Here is an 18324-nt window from a genome sequence, read left to right on the forward strand (position 1 = left end):
GTTCTCTCAGGAAGGGTTCGAACGAGTGGTTTTTGATGCCACGCGCGTCTGTCGGGTGGGAGTCGTCTTCGTCGCCGCTTCCTGCTGAGCCGCGCTCTGTCGCTGCAGTAGGCGGACCTGGCGGCGCAAGTCGGTGACCGTGCGCTGGATCTCATCGACTTCGGTACGCGTCGGTATGTGATACGCCTCACACCACGACTCGGCGATTTCGCGCTCCTTTAACCGATAGTCCGATGCTGCGCGCAACATCCGGGTTTGAGCGTCGACAAATTCCTCCGTCCGGTGCGCTTCGATCAGCGTTTCGTTAGCGACCTTCAGCCAACGATCGGCCAGGCTACGCCATGTCGTCGGCGCGCCTTCTGCGGCCGATGACATCGACTTCATAAAACGCTCGAGTGTGGTGTTCCACGCGCGTTGCACGATGGCCTGATAGGCCAGCACGGCTTTGTCCCGGTCGATCGCGCTTTGCTGCAACTCGGCGACCTTCCGGTCCAGGTCATAGAGCGTCGCGTACTTGGGGCCTTCGATCACATGTTGCAGATTGGCGTCGAAGGCGCCCGCACCCTGCCCGCTCCATCGCGCGGGCGAGAACATCTCCCGCAGAGCCTTCGGCGTCCAAGCATCCGCGCTGACCCCGCTCTGAGCGAAAGAGGCCCATTTTTCGATCGACTCCTTCCACGTTTCCTGCAGGTCCGCGAACTGCTCCTGCAGAGGCGGCTTTGCGGCGTCTGCCTGGGCTTCCGCGGTGTCCGTGGCCGCCGATTTCGCACCACGGGGACTCATCGACTTGAGGAAGGCCTGCTGCATCCCGACCCATCCATCGGCCCAGTTTGGGTTGCCGTCGCTCATTCGAACACCACTACTTGGCGGATCGCCTTGCCTTCGTGCAGCAAGTCAAAGCCGTGATTGATCTCGTCGAGCTTCAATCGGCCAGTGAGCAGTTTGTCCACGGGCAAACGGCCTTGCTTGTATAGCTCGATGAAATGCGGAATATCGCGCGACGGAACGCACGTGCCGATATAACTGCCTTTCACGGTGCGCTCTTCAGCCACGAGACTCACCGCGGGCATGGGCCAGCGCGCGGTGGAAGGCGGCAAGCCCGCAGTGACGGTAGATCCGCCACGCCGCGTGATGTTGTAGGCAAGGTCCAGCGCGCGGATCGATCCGGCGAACTCGAAGGCGTATTCGACACCGCCCGAACTCAACTCGCGAATGTGCGCGAGCGCATCTTCGCGGCCCGCATTAACGACGTGCGTAGCGCCGAGACTCTTGGCCTGCTCCAGTTTTTCGTCCGACAAGTCGACTGCGATGATCTGCCGCGCGCCCGCGGCATGCGCGCCAATCAGGGCCGCCAGTCCCACGCCGCCCAGCCCGATGACCGCGACAGACGCGCCCACTCGAACCTGCGCCGTGTTCACGACGGCGCCTACGCCCGTCAGCACCGCGCAGCCGAATAACGCCGCTTCGTCCAGCGGCACGCTCGGATCGATCTTCACCACGGAGCGGCGCGACACGGTCGCAAATTCGGCGAACACCGAGCATCCCAGATGATGATTGACAACTTCGCCTTCACGGGTAAGGCGCTGCGCACCCGAAAGCAAGGTGCCAGCACCGTTGGCAGCCGCACCGGGCTCGCACAGCGCGGGCCGTCCTTCGGCGCACGGCGCGCAGTGACCGCAACTCGGCACGAACACTACAACGACATGATCGCCCACCTGAAGGTCGGTGACGCCCGCGCCGAGTTCCTGCACCACGCCAGCCGCTTCATGACCGAGCGCCATCGGCATCGGACGCGGCCGGTCGCCGTTGATGACCGATAGATCAGAGTGGCAGAGCCCCGCCGCGGCGATCTTGATCGACACTTCACCCGGTCCCGGCGGAGCAAGATCGATGTCTTCGATTTTCAAGGGACGGGAAACCGCATAGGGAGCCGTCGCGCCCATAGCCTCCAAAACAGCAGCTTTGATCTTCATTCTGTTAGTTCCAGTAGATAGTCACGAGCGCATGGATGAGCCTGAGACTCAAGCACGTTCATCGCATGACGAACGGATCGACGATAGGTTCATCGGAGGTTCGAATCCAGACGGACTTCGTTCGCGTATATTCCATCGCCGCATCGAATCCGCCTTCACGTCCCAGCCCGCTCAATCCATAACCGCCGAACGGCACGATGGGCGAAACGACGCGATAGGTATTGACCCAGACGATGCCCGCGCGCAGTGCACGAGAGAGTCGGTGCGCACGCGTCAGATTCGTCGTGAAGACGCCCGATGCAAGTCCATAGCGCGTGTCGTTGGCTATTGCGATGGCTTGCGCTTCGGTATCGAATGTCACAACACTCAGCACCGGCCCGAACAACTCGTTCGTAACACTCGGCACTTGCGTGTTGGGGCAATCGACGATCGTGGGCTGGAAATAAAAGCCACGAGTTTTATCGGCAGGCTGGCTTCCGCCGGTTGCCACGCGAGCTCCCGCTTCGACGCTATCCTTCAAAACTTTCTGGATATGTTCGAGTTGTCGGCGAGTGGCCAACGGACCCATTTCCGTGGCCATATCCTGAGGATCGCCGATTCGAATCGCTTCCGCCTTCTCGACGAGCTTCGCGACGAAAGCGTCGTGAATGCCGCGTTGAATCACAAGACGCGATCCGGCGACACAGCTTTGCCCGGTCGCCGCAAAAATACCCGCGACGACGGCATTGCACGCGCTTTCGATATCGGCATCGTCGAAAACCAGTACCGGCGATTTGCCACCCAGTTCGAGCGACATTGCCGCAAGGTTATCCGCCGAATTCCGCACGACATGACGCGCCGTTTCGGGGCCACCAGTGAACGCAATCTTCGACACGAGCGGATGGCTTGTCAGCGTGCGTCCGCACTCGTTGCCGAAGCCCGTTACGACATTGACGACACCTTTAGGGAAGCCCGCTTCGTGGACCAGCCGCGCGAATTCGAGCAACGGTGCGGGACCGTCTTCGGATGCCTTGAGGACGATCGTGCAGCCAGCGGCGAGCGCCGGTCCCACTTTCACCGCGGACAGAAACAGTTGCGAATTCCACGGCACGATCGCGGCCACCACGCCAACCGGCTCACGACGCACCGTAACTTCCATGTCGGGCTTGTCGACGGGAAGCCACGCGCCCTGCATCTTGTCGGCAATGCCCGCGTAATAGCGGTAATACTCCGCGACGTAGCCGATCTGCGCCTGCGTCTCACGGATTAGCTTGCCAGTATCCCGCGTTTCGAGTTCCGCGAGCCGGGGCGCATGTTGCGCCACCAGATCTGCGAGCCTATATAACAGCTTGCCGCGCGCGGTCGCGGTCAGATTTGCCCACGCCGGGTCGATGAAGGCTCGGTGCGCCGCCTGCACTGCACGGTCCACATCGTCCGCGCTTGCAGTTGGCATGTGCGCCCAGACTTCGCCCGTGGACGGATCGATGCTATCGAACTGTTCCTTCGCGTCTTCGAATGCACCATCTATATATTGCTGAAACCGCTGCACCATGTCGGCTGCTCCTGATTTGAAGAATACGATTCGCGTTCGCCTATCGCGTCTGGAAGGCAGGCATAACCTTGTCGATGAACAATTGCAGCGACTTCTTCTTACGCTCGAAACTCATATGACTGTCGAGCCAGAAGCTGTACTGGTCATAGCCAAGTTCTTCATAGCTTTTCAAACGCGCGATAACATCGGCGGCTTCGCCAATCACCAGATTCTTTCGAATCGACTCGGCGGAGTATTGCGGGAACATCTCGATGTCCGCTTCCGTGAGTGGCTCGATAAAACCTTGTTCGACAGGACGCTCGTTCTTGAACCACTTGCTGAAGTAGCGATAGAACCGCGCAAGGTCTTCCACACCTGCATCGACTTCCGCCGCATCTTCGCCCACGAACGTGTGCATCAACATCATCACTTGCGGACGCGGAACGTCGGGATGCGCGGCGCAAGCGGCGTTAAATCGCTCCATGAGACTCGCGACTTCGGCGTCGCCAGCGGCGAGCGACGTGACTTGCACATTGCAACCGTTGGCCACCGCGAAGGCATGCGAACTCGGATCGCGCGCGGCGAGCCACAACGGCGGATACGGCTGTTGAATCGGGCGCGGCACCGGCGTGGTTGAAGGCCACGACCAGAATTCGCCCTGATGCGCGTAGTCGCCCTTGAACAGCTTGCGCAGCGCCGGCACGAGTTCGCGCATGCGGGCGCCCGCGCTCATTGCGTCGAGGCCCGGCAAGAGCCGTTCGTATTCGAACGAGTAAGCGCCCCGCGCAATGCCGATGTCGAGCCGGCCATTGCTGGCGACATCGACCATTCCCGCTTCACCGGCAAGTGCGATCGGATGCCAGAACGGCGCGATAACCGTGCCCGTTCCAAGACGGATCTTGTCCGTCTTCGCGGCGAGATAAGACAGATTGACGAAGGGATTCGGCGCGATCGTGAATTCCATCGCGTGGTGTTCGCCGATCCAGGCCGTCTCAAAGCCGCCACGCTCGGCGAGCTGCACGAGTTCGGTCATCTGGTCGAACAATTCGCGATGCGACGTCTTGGTGTCGTATCGCTCCATATGCAAAAACAAAGAAAATTTCATCTCGTCTTCTCCACTGATTGTTCGCGTCGTGCTCGATCACTCATCTCGTGTCGCGCTCGACTTTCTTTTCTCGATAGCTTTGTTTGTCGTTCAATGCTGGCGCGCAAGCGATTGAACCGTTCCTGTTTCCGCGTCGCCTACATAGATGCCGAACGCGTCTTCGCTTCGCTCGCGCACGTAACGTTGAAGCATCGATTTCACGGCGCTGTCGCGCACTTGATCCCAGGGAATCTCGTTCAAGGGAATCATGCGAAGCGAGCTGTTTGCCGCGACGCCGCTGTTATCGGCCACGCGTCCGCGATAGTAGACATGCACGCCAGGTTGATCGCTTTGTCCTTCGAACACGGCGAAAAGGAAATCCAGATTCGCTTCGAGCCCAAGCTTCGCAAGCACACCGCGCAGGCTATTCGCGTTGCTGACCGGTTCGAGCTTCACACCCGCTGGCAACTCCAGTCCGCGAGGTGTTTCCAGAAGCGCAATGCGCTCGTCGTGTTCGAGGATCGCACCGACTTTCGCGGTCGACCCGGCCGCGGTGAGTGCTTCCTGCGTCAGGCCGAAGTTGACATACGCGCCGCGGCAATAACCAAGCGGCGACGACGACGTGTGAGTGAACTCCACCACGCGACCGATCAGGATGATGTGATCGCCCGCGTCGACAACTTGATGGGTCCTGCAATCGAAGCTCGCTGCTGCCCCGGTCATGAGCGGTGCGCCGGTCGTTCGCGCATGCCATTCGACCTGGGCGAACTTGTCGGCGGCCTTCGAAGCGAACACGCCCGATACCGACTTTTGATCTTCCGCGAGCACGCTCACGGCGAAGTGATCCGTCTTCGAAAAGACTGCGTGACTCGATGCGGTCTTCGCGATACAGACGAGAATGAGCGGGGGATCGAGCGACACCGAACTGAAGGAGTTAGCCGTGAAGCCTCGCGGCGAACCGTCCTCCTGAATGGTCGTGACGACTGTCACGCCGGTGACGAACGCGCCCAGCGCGCGACGGAACTCCAGCGGATCGAGTGCCTTTTCGGCTACCGTCTCATTCATGTCGTGCTCCTTTGGTTTCTGCGTCGGCTTTGACTTTTCCCGACGAATTCAATAGAAAACGGACCAGCCTTTCGTTCACTTCGTCGGGATCGGTCACGGACATCATGTGTCGCGCGCCCGGGATGATCTCGGCTCGTCCATCAGGCGTTGCGGCCGCCATCTTCCGCGACATTTCAGGGCTGGAATTGGGATCGCATTCTCCCGTGAGGAAAAGCGCCGGAACCGCCAGCTCAGGCAAACGATGCACATGCGCGTCGTCGGAATTGGCGAATAGCCGGTACGTGCGCGCATAACCCGCCGGTTGAACCGTCAAAAGCAAGTGACGCAAATCATGCGCCGATTGCTCGAGCGAAGCCGGCACCGGATCGCCGAACCAGCGCGAGATCGTGTCATCGACGCCTGCCATTGCCGTGCCCGAATCGAGCGAATCCGCGCGTCCAACGATTGCGGCGCGTTGTTCGGGCGAGCGGTCATAAACCGCATTGAGCGCGGCGACACTGAGCGTACGCGCCGAATACGAGAGTGCGAATTCGAGTGCGACCAGTGCGCCCATCGAGTGTCCGACGATATGCGCGCGTTCGATATTCAGCGCGTCGAGCAGTGCCTTGACCTGTGCCGCATATTCATCGAGCGCAGGTTGCTCGCTCGGCAGCGCGCTGCCGCCGTGACCGAGCATGTCAAAGGCCAACACCTGAAAATGCCGCGTCAGAAAGTCGATTTGCGGCGCCCAGACCTGATGATTCATGCCGACGCCATGAATCAGCACGACTGTCTCACTGGATGCGCCCGCGCGCGAGGCGTACAGGCTGTAGCACGTGCCGGCGATATTCCCGCCCGAGACAAGGTGGCTTTCTTGCGGCTTCAAGATTCGAGCTCCTTGAGGTCCTGATAGCGATCGCCGATGCGATGGTGCGGCCGGCCGCCGATCGACGCGCCCAGTGCGATGACGAGTTCGTCCGGCGCCGGGGCATCGACGATCGAGAACTGGATGGTGAGGTAGTGCGAACGCATGCCTTCGTCGTGCTTGTGCATGAGCGGAATCGTGATCGGGCAGTTCGGGCCGCCGCGCAGATTGGTGAAGCTCAGATAACTTTTCGCGCCGACCGCGTTGCGGAAGTGGTTCCCGAAGCGGAGTGTGTGGATCAGCGCGGACGCATGTTCGACTTCGCCGGATGTCCCGACGATCGCCGCCTTGCCATAGCCTTCGACGGCCTCGCCCGAACCTGCGGCGCGGATGATTTCCGCCGTCAGCATCTCGCCCAAAGGCGAAGCCAGCGCGTGAATCTCGGGCTTGAGATCTTCGACAAAGCCGCGTCCCGCCCAAGGGTTTCGCAGGACCGCCGCGACGCCGAACATCTTCAACGGACGGTCGGCGGCCTTCTCGCCCTCGATCCGCGTTTCCTCGCTAAACGTCACCAGCTTGCGCACTTCCAATTTCATCTCGTTCTCCAAAAAAGCCTGACATCGGCGTTAAGAGCATGGAATGGATAGTACGGATATCGCGACGATAGATATATTATGGTATTCCATAGTACGGCACTCCGGCGAATGATCAGTCAAAACTGGACTGTCGCGGCGCAGGGTATACACGCATGGCCTGCCATAGTATGGAATCCCATAATCAACCACGTTCTTACCTTTTAGAGAAGATCCTCATGAGCCTCATCCGAAAATCGATTCTTCACGTCGAAACCGTTTACGTGGACGGCGACAAAGACGCCTCCAAGCCGCTGAAAATGATCGGCGCCGCTGCCGTCATCAAGAATCCGTGGGCAGGCCGCGGGTATGTCGAGGATCTCTCGCCCGAGATTCGCGAAATCGCGCCGCAATTGAGCGCGTACCTGACCAAGCTCATCCTCGACGAAGCCGGTTCCGGCGAAGCCGTCGAAGCGTTCGGCAAGAGCGCGATCGTCGGTGTGGACGGCGAACTGGAACACGCGTCCGCGCTGATCCACACGCTGCACTTCGGCAACACGTATCGCAGCGCGGTCGGCGCGAAGTCGTATCTCGCGTTTAACAACACACGCGGGCCGGCGAATTCACCGCTCCTGATCCCGATGATGGACAAGAACGACGAAGGCCGTCGCTCGCACTATCTGACGCTCCAGTTCGCCATCCCCGATGCGCCGGCCGCCGACGAACTCGTGATCGCCATTGGCGGCGCGACCGGTGGCCGTCCGCATCACCGCATCGGCGATCGTTATAAAGATCTCGCTGAACTCGGCAATGACCTCACGAATCCTGCTGCTGTGAAGTGATCGCAGCGCTCACCTCCTTGAGCAGAGAACCGGCGAGCCGCTGGTTCTGATTTGGCGTCGATATGTCGGACGCCCGCTTCACTCTTGAAAAGGTTGCACCATGCGTTTTTCGCTTTTCGTTCACATGGAGCGCGTCTCCGACAAGACCACCCAGAAGCAGCTCTACGATGAGATGGTCGAGTTGTGCCAGATCGCCGATCGCGGCGGCATGCACGCCGTCTGGACCGGCGAGCATCACGGCATGGATTTCACGATCGCGCCGAATCCATTCCTCAATCTCGTCGATCTCGCCAACAAGACGAAGAACGTGAGGCTCGGCACGGGCACGGTCATCGCGCCGTTTTGGCATCCGATCAAGCTCGCGGGCGAAGCGGCCATGACCGACATCATCACGGACGGGCGGCTGGAACTCGGCATCGCGCGCGGCGCGTATTCGTTCGAATACGAACGGCTCATGCCAGGCCTAGACGCATGGAACGCAGGTCAGCGCATGCGTGAGTTGATTCCGGCGGTCAGGAAGCTGTGGGAAGGCGACTACGCGCACAAAGGCGAGTACTGGTCGTTTCCTTCTACCACCTCGTCGCCGCTGCCGTTGCAACAGCCTCATCCGCCGATCTGGGTCGCCGCGCGCGATCCCAACAGCCACGAATTCGCCGTGTCGAACGGCTGCAACGTGCAGGTCACGCCGCTGCATATGGGCGATGAAGAAGTGGAAAAGCTCGTCGGCCACTTCAATGCCGCATGCGAAAAATTCAGCGATGTGCGGCGCCCGCAGATCATGCTCCTCCGACACACCTACGTCGCGAGCAGCGAAGACGACGCGCAAGTCGCCGCCGACGAAGTGAACGTCTTCTACAACTACTTCGGCGCGTGGTTCAAGAACGAGCGCCCGGTCAGCCGCGGCATGATCAAGACGCTCAGCCCGGAAGAAATCGCCGCGCATCCGTTCTATACGCCGGAAGCGATGCGCAAGAACAACGTCATCGGCACGCCGGAAGAGGTCATCGCGCGTCTGAAGGCCTATGAAGCGCTCGGCTTCGACGAGTATTCGTTCTGGATCGACACGGGCATGAGCTTCGAGCGCAAGAAGGCGTCGCTCGAACGCATGATCCGCGACGTGATGCCCGCCTTCGCGTGAGGTAACGTTTCCATGAATCCCCAATTCCAGCTTTATATCGACGGCCAGTTCGAGCCTGGCGCCGCGAGTTTCGGCAGCGTGAACCCGGCGACGGGCGCGGTCTGGGCCGACATGCCCGAAGCGCGCACCGAACAGGTGAACCGCTCCGTCGATGCAGCGAGCCGCGCATTGAATGGCCGGGCATGGGCGGGCTTGAGCGCATCGGCGCGCGGCAAGCTGCTTCACAAGCTCGCCGATCTCGTCGAGAAAGCCGCGCCGCGTCTGGCGGAAATCGAAACAAACGATACCGGCAAGATCATCCGCGAGACGTCGAGCCAGATCGCTTACGTCGCCGATTTCTATCGCTATTACGCGGGCATCGCCGACAAGCTCGAAGGCAGTCACATTCCCGTCGACAAGCCGGACATGCAGGTCTGGCTCGAACGCGAACCCATAGGCGTGGTCGCGGCGATCGTGCCGTGGAACAGCCAGTTGTTTCTATCCGCCGTCAAGGTCGGCCCGGCGCTCGCCGCGGGCTGCACGGTGGTGTTGAAGGCATCGGAAGAAGCGCCCGGTCCGTTGCTCGAATTCGCGAAGCTGATTCACGAAGCGGGCTTTCCCGCGGGCGTGGTCAACGTCATCACCGGCTTCGGGCCGGAATGCGGCGCGGTGCTAAGCAGCCATCCGAAGGTATCGAAAGTCGCCTTCACGGGCGGGCCGGAAACGGCGAAGCACATCGTCTCGAACACGTCGAACAATCTCGCGAAGGTGTCGCTCGAGCTGGGCGGCAAATCGCCGTTCATCGTGTTCGCCGATACGGACATCCAGAGCGCCGTGAATGCGCAAGTCGCGGCCATCTTCGCGGCGAGCGGCCAGAGCTGCGTGGCGGGTTCGCGTCTGCTGGTCGAGCAATCCGTGAAAGACCGCTTCCTTGCGTTGCTGGTGGAACGCGTCGAGCGCATTCGCGTGGGTTCGCCGAACGACATGGACACGGAGTTCGGACCGCTGTGCACGGAACGTCAGCGCAAGAATATCGAAACGGTCGTCGATGCCTCGTTGCGTCAGGGCGCAAAGGTGCTGACGGGCGGCCGCGCGCTGGATCGTGAAGGCTTCTATTACGCGCCGACGGTTCTCGATTGCAGCGGCCTCGATCGGCCGGACTGCATCACCAAAGAACTGTTCGGGCCGGTGCTTTCCGTCGATACGTTCGCCTCCGAAGAAGAAGCGATCGAGAAGGCGAACAGCACGGTTTATGGTCTTGCTGCCGGCATCTTCACGACGAATCTGACGCGCGCGCATCGCGTGTCGAAGCGAATCAAGTCGGGCATCGTGTGGATCAACACCTATCGCGTGGTTTCGCCGCTCGCGCCGTTCGGCGGCTTCGGCCTGTCGGGACACGGCCGCGAAGGCGGAATGAGCGCCGCACTGGAATACACGACGACGCGAACCGTGTGGCTGCGCACGTCGGATGATCCGATCGACGATCCCTTCGTCATGCGTTAAAACGCAACGCTGCGGCTACGCCTCGGCGTAGCCGCCTCAATGTTGTGCCTCAACCGGGCAGCACCAAATTGCGGTGGTCTTCAAGTTTGAACACCGCGACCAGGCTTCGAAGATTCGCCGTCTGTTCTTCGAGCGAATGCGCCGCTGCCGCCGCCTGTTCCACGAGCGCCGCGTTCTGTTGCGTCACCTGATCCATCTGGCTGACGGCCAGATTTACCTCCTCGATACCCTGCCCCTGAGACTCGGACGCCGCCGCGATTTCCCCGACGATATCCGACACCTGCCTGATCGCCAGTCGCACCTGCGCAATGGTGTCGCCGACTTCGGCCGCCTGCCGTTCGCCGCTCTGAACCGTTTCGACCGATGCAAGGATGAGTTCCTTGATCTCCTTCGCCGCCGTTGCCGAGCGTTGCGCGAGGCTGCGAACTTCGCTTGCCACCACCGCGAATCCACGGCCCTGATCCCCGGCGCGCGCCGCTTCGACTGCCGCGTTGAGTGCAAGGATGTTCGTCTGGAACGCGATGCCTTCGATCACGCCGGTGATATCGGAAATCTTGCTGGAGCTGTTGCTGATCTGGTGAATGGTTCGAACCATGTTCTGAACCGCTTCATTGCCGGAATCGGCCATGTCGGACGCGCTCGTCGCCAGCGTGTTGGCGTGACGCGCGTTCTGGCTGTTCTGCTTCACGGTGTCGGTGAGCTGCGTCATGCTGGCCGCGGTTTCCGCAAGCGAGCTTGCCTGCTCTTCGGTGCGCGCGGACAGATCCAGGTTGCCAGCGGCGATTTCGCTCGACGCAGTCGCGATGCCGTCGGCGCCGATCCTCACATGGCCGACGAGCTTGGACAGGCTTTGATTCATCGACTTGAGGCTCGACATGAGTTGCCCGGTTTCGTCCATCGATGATGCCTCGATGCGCGCCGTCAGATCGCCTTCGGCCACGCGCGTGGCGACGTTCACGGCTTGTTTCAGCGGACGGGAGACGATGCGTGCAAGCCAGGTTCCCGCGAGCACGGCGGCGATCGCGGCGATCATCGACGAAACGAAGATCGTCGTGTAGATGCGGGCGCGCAATGCGTCGAGTTCTTGTCGGTCCGCCGAGATTTTGGCTTGCTCGTAGGTTTGAAGCTGGTCGACGGACGCAATCAGCTTCTCCGTGCCGAGATAGGAGCCGAAGCTCTCCGTCATCTGCGAAAGATCGCTCACGCTGGCCGAGAACGCATCGACTTTCCTGCGCATCTCGATCAAGGGATTCACGACCGTGCGAAGCCACGCATCGTATTCTTCGCTCGCCTTCGTGATGAGCTTTGCGTTCTCGCCGGCCGCATCGTGAATGCCGGACAGGCGCGTATGGAAATCTTTGGCGTGCCCGTCGATCCAGGCCTTGTGGCCCGGCTCGCCATTCAGGTTGTTCGCGAGAACCGCCCAGACGATGTTCAGGTAGTCCGCCGTGCCGTCTTTCAGTAAAAGCAATGTGCTTTCCGATGCGGCAATCTCGTTCTGTTTATGGTCGATTGCCTTGATGCTGAAGATGCATATGAAGGCGCTTACCGCAAAAGTGAAAATGACTGCGGCGAATGCAACGCCTATCTTTACCGCGATCGGCAGGTTCTGGATCTTTTTCATGGTCGTCTTTGTCTGGAAGGCGGCTGCCGGATTTGGGCGACAGCCGCCGAGCGAGTGGGATCGCGTTCGTGCTGAACCCGCCCGAACGCGCTTCCTATACGCTTAACGACAAAGATGATGGTATGCCATAGTATGGTTTACGACTTTTTTTGGTCGATGGTCGCCGGAACCCATGCCAGAACGGCAGCCGCAGCCACGCCCGCCACCGCAAACGCATAGAAATTCCACGACAGCGGCGCATTCGCCTGCGCCAGCAAGCCACCGATCAGCGGACCCGTGATGGCGCCGAACCGCCCGACACCCAGCGCCCAGCCGATTCCCGTCGCGCGATTGGCCGGCGGGTAGTAGCGCGTGATATACGCGCCCAGCAACATCGTGTTGCCTATCGTGCCGATGCCCGCAAGTCCGACGAGCACATAGACTTCCACGGTGCCATGCGCGAACGGCAATGCGCACAGACTCGCCGCGGCGAGCAGATACAGCGTGGTCACGACGGGCTTCGAGCCGAGCCGATCGGCCACCGCGCCGCCGAGCAATGAGCCGATGGCCGCCGTCAAATTGAGTGCAACGAGCAGACCGAGGCTCGAACCGAGGGGAAAGCCGGCCTTTCGCATCAACTGCGGCAGCCACGTGCTCAGGCCGTACAGCAAGAGCAGGCCCATGAACATCGCCAGCCAGAACGCCAGCGTCGCGCGAAGAAACGATCCGCCGAAAAGCGCGCGAACAGGCGCGGCCTGGCCCTTCTTGCCTACGTCGAGCGTGGAGACTTGTCCGTGGGTCCATCGGATGCCCATTTTGTCGGCGACCGACTGCGCCTCGCTGACGCGTCCCTTCGAAAGCAGAAAATCGAGCGATTCCGGCAAGTAACGCACAACGAACGGCATGACGACGAGCGGCGCCGCACCGAGCCAGAACAGCCCTCGCCAGCCGTGCGACGGCAGCCATGCAATGGCCAGCAACGCCACGACGATGCCGCCGATCGAATAGCCGGTGTAGATCAGCGCGTAGTTGAACGAGCGCCGATTCTCCGGCGAATACTCGACGGTGAGCGCCGCCGCCGTTGGCACGACGCCGCCCAGCCCGAGTCCGCCGATCACGCGCGCGATGACGAACCATGTCGGCGTCGGCGCGAGCGCGGCGGCGGCCATCATCGCGGAGAACAGACCCACGCTGAAAAGCAGCACCGAACGTCGGCCGATGACATCGCTCAGCGTTCCCGCGCCCATCGCGCCGATCATCATGCCCGCCAGCGAACAGCTCGCGATGGCACCGAGCTGCAACTGCGACAGCGACCAGTCGGTGCCGTGCGTGAGCATCGGCAGCACGGCGCCATAGATCGCGACGTCGTAGCCTTCCGCGAGAATCATCAGCAAGCAAATGGCGACGACGCGAACCGTCACGCGCGATGGGATGCTTGCCGCCGCGCTCGCCTGCTCCGTCGCGTGAGCGCTCGAAGACTTCGGATTCGCCTCGCGGGCGTCAGATGGATACAAGTTCATTTCGACACGTTCCCCCGATTTCAAACGGCCATGCACAGGTATTTGATGACGAGATAATCGTCGATCCCATAGTGCGATCCTTCGCGGCCCAGTCCCGATTGCTTGACGCCGCCGAATGGCGCGACTTCGTTCGAAATGGCGCCTGTGTTGATCCCGACCATGCCGTATTCCAGCTGCTCGGCCACGCGCCAGATGCGCCCGATATCGCGGCTGTAGAAATAGGCCGCAAGCCCGAATTCCGTGTCGTTGGCGAGCCGCACGACTTCCTCATCGCTTGAAAAGCGAAAGAGCGGCGACAGCGGGCCGAAGGTCTCTTCGTTCGCGACGCACATGTCGATGGTCGCGTTCGCAAGAACGGTCGGCTCGAAGAATCCGTGGCCCAGCGCGTGACGCTTGCCACCCGCGATGACGTTCGCGCCCTTGGCCACCGCATCGGCGATATGCGCTTCGACCTTCTTCACGGCGGCTTCATCGATGAGCGGTCCGAGCGTCGCGCCCGCCTCGGTTCCGTGTCCGACCTTCAGCTTGCCGACGGCCTCCACCAGCTTTTGCGCGAATGCGTCGTACACGCGCTCGTGCACGTAGAAGCGGTTCGTGCAGACGCACGTCTGACCGTTGTTGCGATACTTCGATGCGATCGCGCCTTCGACCGCGGCGTCGAGATCGGCGTCGTCGAAAACGATGAACGGCGCGTTGCCGCCGAGTTCGAGCGTGACCTTCTTCACCGTCGGCGCGCTTTGCGCCATGAGCAATCGGCCCACGCCCGTCGAGCCGGTGAAGGACAGCTTGCGGACTACCGGGCTGCCCGTGATCGCAACGCCGATCTCCTTCGGGTCGCCCGTCACGATGTTGAGCACGCCCGCAGGGATTCCGGCGCGCTCGGCGAGCACGGCCATCGCGAGCGCGGAGAACGGCGTCGATTCAGCCGGCTTGACGACGATCGGACAGCCCGCCGCCAGCGCGGGGCCGACCTTGCGCGTAATCATCGCGGCCGGAAAATTCCACGGCGTGATCGCGGCGCATACGCCGATCGGCTCCTTCACGACCACGAGCCGCTTGTCGGCCGCGGGCGTGGCGAGCGTATCGCCGGCAACGCGCTTGCCTTCTTCCGCGAACCATTCGATGAACGATGCAGCGTAGGCGATCTCGCCCTTCGCTTCCGCGAGCGGCTTGCCTTGCTCGGAAGTCAGGATCAGCGCGAGATCGTCCGTGTTTTCCAGCATCAGTTCGAACCAGCGGCGCATCAGCAGCGCGCGCTCTTTTGCCGTCTTTGCGCGCCAGGCGGGCCACGCTGCATTGGCGGCGTCGATGGCGCGCAGCGTCTCCTGTGCGCCCATTTTTGGCACGCTGCCCAGCGAGCCGCCCGTCGCCGGATCGAACACGTCGAAGGTCGCGTCCGAATCCGCCGAGTACCACTGACCGTCGATAAAAGCCTGGTGACGGAGAAGCGATGCGTCCTTCAGCATGGATTTCAATTGCACAGCGATACCTCTACTTAAAGTGCGTCGTCGGCTTGCCGCCCGCGCGAGCCGCGACGCGTTTGACAAAGCGAATCAGAACAGGTGATAAATGCCAACGCGCCCCATGATCTGGTGATTGTTCGTCGATGCCGCGCCGACCGCACCGTCGAAGATATCCGCGTTCTGCGCGGCGCCCGCGGCCTTCTGCCAGACGCCCATCGCGTAGAGCGAGGTGCGCTTGGACAGCGAGTACGCGGTGGTCAACCCGACCTGGTGATAGATGGGAATGGCCTGGCTATAGCCGATATTCCCGTGCGTATAGACGTACTGCGCGCCGACATACCATGCGGGCGTGAAGTTATAACGGCCCCATGCCTCGTAGTTATCAAAGCGCACGGTGCCGTTGGTGCCGTTCGCGTTATTGAACTTCGTGTTCGTATAGTCGATGCCAAGCGTCGCCGCACCGATTGCATAGTTGAGCGCCGCGCCGAAGATCTGCTCGTTGCTCGGATTGCCGACGTAGCTGAACGGACCCGATGCACCGATCGCGGCACCCGTCGTATTGGCGACGAAGTTCCCATCGGGCAGCAACACGGCGGGATCTTTCGCGTAGAGATAAGCGCCCGCGATGTTGAACGGACCGAACGCATAGTTCGCGCCCACGCTCCACAGACCGGTGGTGCCGCGTCCGGGCGCGTTCGTGTTGGTGAACGAATACAGGCCGCCGAACGTCAGACCACCGATCTTCGGACTCGCATACTTGACCGAGTTGTCGACGCGAAACGAGTTGTCGGTGTTGTCGATATCGCCTGCGTGAATGAGCGGGCCGGCAAGTTGGCCGGGCGCGGTCAGCGGTTGAAGGAAATCGACCACCGAATCGTATTGACGGCCCAGCGTTACCGTGCCGAAGCGCGTGTCCGAAAGCCCGACATAGGCCTGACGCCCGAAGAGACGCCCGCCCTGCCGGCTCTGTCCGTTTTCGGTGCTGAAGCCCGATTCGAGCTTGAAGATTGCGGACAGTCCGCCGCCAAGTTCCTCGCTGCCCTTCAGCCCCCAGCGGCTGCCGTAGACGCCGTCGTACGTGCCGTCACGCATGCGCCAGAGTGAATGCCCGCCGCTGTTGTTGACATAGTCGATGCCCTCGTCGATCACGCCGTAGAGTGTGACGGACGACTGCGCGTACGCATTCGCGGCGAACAATGCACTCCCTGCCAGCAAGCATGCGACGTGCGCCTTGACGAAACCCTTGGCCATGCTCTTCCTCCTCCGAACCGGTTGACTGCTTATGATTTGATGAATCGTGGTTGTTGCTTCGTGTATGGCATTGCTCTTTGCAGCACGATCGCGCTGTCGCGAACGTTGCGAACGTTGCGAACGTTGCTGTCGGCTCGCTTCCAGGACGCGTTCGTCTGTCCTTCGCTCAGCAAGTCCTGCGCGATTCCCGACACGCGTTCGACGTGTGCTCGCGCAGCGTCGCAGGCGTCGAGGGCATTTCGCGCGCGGATCGCGGCGAATATCTGGCGCATTTCCTGAACCGCCTGCTGACCTCTGTCGTCGGAGGCGATCGTCATTGCCCGCAGTCGATTGATCCGGGCGGTCAGCGACTGCACGATCTCCCGCGCAACATTCTTTTGTCCGCCGTTGAACATCCGCTCATAGAACGCAGTCGTGTGATCGCGCACCGCATGATGGTCGTGCGTATCGAAGGCGTGCTGGATCGCATCGATGCACATCCCAAGCTCGGCAACGACATCGTTGTCCGCATACCGCGCGCAAGCCATCGCGGCTTCGCCTTCGAGCAACGCGCGGATTTCGTAGATTTCAGCGGCAGTGTCGTTGTCCAGAATGGCGACGATCTGCCCTTGGTTCGGCAGCGACTGGATCAACCCCTCCGTTTCCAGATGCCGCAACACCTCGCGCACCACCGTGCGGCTCACGCCGAGTTCCTCGCACAAAGATCGTTCCACCAGCCGATCACCCGGAAGAAAGCGCGCGTCCAGGATGGCCAAACGCATCTTTTCGAGCGCCAGTTCTCGTAGTGTGATGTGGGGTCGCTCGACCTTCAGCGAACGCACTCGATCGCCCATATCAGACCTGCGTGAACAGCCGGACATCGCGAACATCCCAATCGACGAGCGCCTGCGTGCCGATCACGAGACCGCTGTCGCGATGGTCGCCAGCCGGCATGCGAATGGAGATCTCCTGCTCCCAAGGCGTGGCCACTGCGTAGTGCATGGCGTCGCCCAGATAGGTGATATCGCGCACGGTCACGGGCAAGCCCGCGGACCCGTTCGACGCGCCGAGCGCGCGGATGCGGATCTGTTCAGGGCGAACCATCAACGTGCCTTCATCGCCCGGCGTGAGCGATGCATTACCGGCAGCGGTCACAGCATGACCGTTGGGAAACACACCGCTCGATTGTTCCGTGCTGCTCGACGTCACGCGAACGGGCAGGAAGTTCGAGTTGCCGATGAAGTTAGCGACGAACTTCGACGCGGGATTGGAATACAGCTCCTCACCCGTTCCGCATTGCTCGATACACCCCTTGTTAAACACCGCGATGCGATCCGACAGGCGTAGCGCCTCCTCCTGATCGTGCGTAACATAAAGGATCGTGACGCCCGTTTCCTGGTGAATGCGGCGCAGTTCGAGCTGAATCTCCTCGCGCAGCTTCTTGTCGAGCGCGGACAGCGGCTCGTCCATCAGCAGCACGGGCGGGTCATAAGCGAGCGCACGGGCGATCGCCACGCGCTGCTGCTGGCCGCCCGACAACTGCGCGGGCATGCGATCGCGAAACTCCGACAGATGCACGAGCGCGAGCATCTTCTCGACCTGCTGTTTGATCTCCGCATCGGGACGGCGGCGCACGCGCAACGGAAAGGCGACGTTCTCGCCCACGGTCAGATGCGGAAACAGCGTATAGCGCTGAAACACCATGCCGATGTTGCGCTTGTTGGGCGCGATGGAAAGCAGCGGCTTGCCGTCGAGCAGCACGCGTCCTTCGGTCGGCTCCTGAAAGCCCGCGACGATATAGAGCGTGGTGCTCTTGCCCGAGCCCGACGGCCCGAGGAAGGTCATGAATTCACCCTTTTTGATGTCGAGCGAAACGTTGTCGATGGCGACGACATCATCGTAGGTCTTGCGCAGGTGCTGAATCTGAAGGAATGTCATGGCGCGTTACCTCACTTCACGGAACGGGGACGGCGCAGCACCGCGGCCGCCAGCATTAAA

At 61.4% G+C, this 18324-nt stretch carries 17 protein-coding genes; 4 read left to right on the forward strand and 13 right to left on the reverse strand.

The annotated features are described in order from the left end of the window. Positions 1–6: 6 nt before the first annotated feature. From AWB74_RS33235 to AWB74_RS33265, 7 genes are all read right to left on the reverse strand, one after another. A complete protein-coding gene (locus tag AWB74_RS33235; protein ID WP_061150852.1) occupies positions 7–849 on the reverse strand; it encodes a poly(R)-hydroxyalkanoic acid synthase subunit PhaE in 843 nt (280 codons plus the stop codon). Next, positions 846–1973, reverse strand: coding sequence for a zinc-dependent alcohol dehydrogenase family protein (locus AWB74_RS33240; protein WP_061150853.1), 1128 nt, complete (start codon positions 1971–1973; stop codon positions 846–848). The genes AWB74_RS33235 and AWB74_RS33240 overlap by 4 nt, the downstream gene beginning before the upstream one ends. A 58-nt stretch (positions 1974–2031) precedes the next feature. Beyond that, positions 2032–3504 carry an aldehyde dehydrogenase gene (locus tag AWB74_RS33245; RefSeq protein ID WP_061150854.1) on the reverse strand — a complete coding sequence of 491 codons (1473 nt, stop codon included), beginning with the start codon at positions 3502–3504 and terminating at the stop codon, positions 2032–2034. A gap of 40 nt (positions 3505–3544) precedes the next feature. Then, positions 3545–4588 carry an LLM class flavin-dependent oxidoreductase gene (locus AWB74_RS33250; protein WP_061150855.1) on the reverse strand — a complete coding sequence of 348 codons (1044 nt, stop codon included), beginning with the start codon at positions 4586–4588 and terminating at the stop codon, positions 3545–3547. A gap of 90 nt (positions 4589–4678) precedes the next feature. Continuing rightward, complete coding sequence (locus AWB74_RS33255; protein ID WP_061150856.1) at positions 4679–5632, reverse strand: flavin reductase; 954 nt, start codon at positions 5630–5632, stop codon at positions 4679–4681. Continuing rightward, positions 5625–6497 (reverse strand): alpha/beta fold hydrolase, encoded by an 873-nt coding sequence (locus AWB74_RS33260; protein ID WP_061150857.1) that lies wholly within the window; start codon positions 6495–6497, stop codon positions 5625–5627. Before AWB74_RS33260 ends, AWB74_RS33255 begins: the two co-directional genes overlap by 8 nt. Continuing rightward, positions 6494–7072 carry an amino acid synthesis family protein gene (locus tag AWB74_RS33265; RefSeq protein ID WP_061150876.1) on the reverse strand — a complete coding sequence of 193 codons (579 nt, stop codon included), beginning with the start codon at positions 7070–7072 and terminating at the stop codon, positions 6494–6496. The genes AWB74_RS33260 and AWB74_RS33265 overlap by 4 nt, the downstream gene beginning before the upstream one ends. Positions 7073–7287: 215 nt before the next feature. Here AWB74_RS33265 and AWB74_RS33270 point away from each other — a divergent pair, with 215 nt between their 5' ends. The 3 genes from AWB74_RS33270 (at position 7288) to AWB74_RS33280 (ending at position 10510) form a co-directional block, all read left to right on the forward strand. Further along, complete coding sequence (locus AWB74_RS33270; protein ID WP_061150858.1) at positions 7288–7890, forward strand: amino acid synthesis family protein; 603 nt, start codon at positions 7288–7290, stop codon at positions 7888–7890. A 100-nt stretch (positions 7891–7990) separates the two neighbouring features. Next, positions 7991–9028, forward strand: a complete 1038-nt coding sequence (locus tag AWB74_RS33275) for an LLM class flavin-dependent oxidoreductase (RefSeq protein WP_061150859.1) — start codon at positions 7991–7993, stop codon at positions 9026–9028. A gap of 12 nt (positions 9029–9040) precedes the next feature. Continuing rightward, positions 9041–10510, forward strand: a complete 1470-nt coding sequence (locus tag AWB74_RS33280) for an aldehyde dehydrogenase (protein ID WP_061150860.1) — start codon at positions 9041–9043, stop codon at positions 10508–10510. Between the two features lie 49 nt (positions 10511–10559). Here AWB74_RS33280 and AWB74_RS47500 read toward each other — a convergent pair whose 3' ends face one another. Beyond that, a complete protein-coding gene (locus AWB74_RS47500) occupies positions 10560–11981 on the reverse strand; it encodes a methyl-accepting chemotaxis protein (RefSeq protein WP_327362803.1) in 1422 nt (473 codons plus the stop codon). Between the two features lie 49 nt (positions 11982–12030). Here AWB74_RS47500 and AWB74_RS45855 point away from each other — a divergent pair, with 49 nt between their 5' ends. Further along, positions 12031–12240, forward strand: a complete 210-nt coding sequence (locus AWB74_RS45855; RefSeq protein WP_143749363.1) for a hypothetical protein — start codon at positions 12031–12033, stop codon at positions 12238–12240. A 31-nt stretch (positions 12241–12271) separates the two neighbouring features. On the opposite strand, the gene AWB74_RS33290 is transcribed toward AWB74_RS45855, so the two are convergent. From AWB74_RS33290 to AWB74_RS33310, 5 genes are all read right to left on the reverse strand, one after another. Further along, positions 12272–13633: an MFS transporter gene (locus AWB74_RS33290; protein WP_061150862.1), complete on the reverse strand. Its 1362-nt coding sequence runs from the start codon at positions 13631–13633 to the stop codon at positions 12272–12274. 20 nt (positions 13634–13653) lie between these two features. Then, positions 13654–15099, reverse strand: coding sequence for an NAD-dependent succinate-semialdehyde dehydrogenase (locus AWB74_RS33295; RefSeq protein WP_200822071.1), 1446 nt, complete (start codon positions 15097–15099; stop codon positions 13654–13656). An 87-nt stretch (positions 15100–15186) separates the two neighbouring features. Continuing rightward, positions 15187–16347, reverse strand: a complete 1161-nt coding sequence (locus AWB74_RS33300; protein ID WP_087039339.1) for a porin — start codon at positions 16345–16347, stop codon at positions 15187–15189. 29 nt (positions 16348–16376) lie between these two features. Further along, positions 16377–17180, reverse strand: a complete 804-nt coding sequence (locus AWB74_RS33305; protein ID WP_087039340.1) for a GntR family transcriptional regulator — start codon at positions 17178–17180, stop codon at positions 16377–16379. 1 nt (position 17181) lies between these two features. Next, on the reverse strand, positions 17182–18264 hold the full coding sequence (locus AWB74_RS33310) for an ABC transporter ATP-binding protein (protein WP_061150864.1): 1083 nt from the start codon (positions 18262–18264) through the stop codon (positions 17182–17184). Positions 18265–18324: the final 60 nt, after the last annotated feature.

The sequence above is a fragment of the Caballeronia arvi genome, from assembly GCF_001544695.2.
In the GTDB taxonomy this organism is placed as follows: Bacteria; Pseudomonadota; Gammaproteobacteria; order Burkholderiales; family Burkholderiaceae; genus Caballeronia; species Caballeronia arvi.

Bases quoted from the DNA above. Each gene is read 5' to 3' on its own strand.
- AWB74_RS33235 (WP_061150852.1), bottom strand. From the start codon at position 849: ATGAGCGACGGCAACCCAAACTGGGCCGATGGATGGGTCGGGATGCAG.
- AWB74_RS33240 (WP_061150853.1), bottom strand. From the start codon at position 1,973: ATGAAGATCAAAGCTGCTGTTTTGGAGGCTATGGGCGCGACGGCTCCC.
- AWB74_RS33245 (WP_061150854.1), bottom strand. From the start codon at position 3,504: ATGGTGCAGCGGTTTCAGCAATATATAGATGGTGCATTCGAAGACGCG.
- AWB74_RS33250 (WP_061150855.1), bottom strand. From the start codon at position 4,588: ATGAAATTTTCTTTGTTTTTGCATATGGAGCGATACGACACCAAGACG.
- AWB74_RS33255 (WP_061150856.1), bottom strand. From the start codon at position 5,632: ATGAATGAGACGGTAGCCGAAAAGGCACTCGATCCGCTGGAGTTCCGT.
- AWB74_RS33265 (WP_061150876.1), bottom strand. From the start codon at position 7,072: ATGAAATTGGAAGTGCGCAAGCTGGTGACGTTTAGCGAGGAAACGCGG.
- AWB74_RS33270 (WP_061150858.1), top strand. From the start codon at position 7,288: ATGAGCCTCATCCGAAAATCGATTCTTCACGTCGAAACCGTTTACGTG.
- AWB74_RS33275 (WP_061150859.1), top strand. From the start codon at position 7,991: ATGCGTTTTTCGCTTTTCGTTCACATGGAGCGCGTCTCCGACAAGACC.
- AWB74_RS33280 (WP_061150860.1), top strand. From the start codon at position 9,041: ATGAATCCCCAATTCCAGCTTTATATCGACGGCCAGTTCGAGCCTGGC.
- AWB74_RS45855 (WP_143749363.1), top strand. From the start codon at position 12,031: ATGCTGAAGATGCATATGAAGGCGCTTACCGCAAAAGTGAAAATGACT.
- AWB74_RS33290 (WP_061150862.1), bottom strand. From the start codon at position 13,633: ATGAACTTGTATCCATCTGACGCCCGCGAGGCGAATCCGAAGTCTTCG.
- AWB74_RS33295 (WP_200822071.1), bottom strand. From the start codon at position 15,099: ATGCTGAAGGACGCATCGCTTCTCCGTCACCAGGCTTTTATCGACGGT.
- AWB74_RS33300 (WP_087039339.1), bottom strand. From the start codon at position 16,347: ATGGCCAAGGGTTTCGTCAAGGCGCACGTCGCATGCTTGCTGGCAGGG.
- AWB74_RS33305 (WP_087039340.1), bottom strand. From the start codon at position 17,180: ATGGGCGATCGAGTGCGTTCGCTGAAGGTCGAGCGACCCCACATCACA.
- AWB74_RS33310 (WP_061150864.1), bottom strand. From the start codon at position 18,264: ATGACATTCCTTCAGATTCAGCACCTGCGCAAGACCTACGATGATGTC.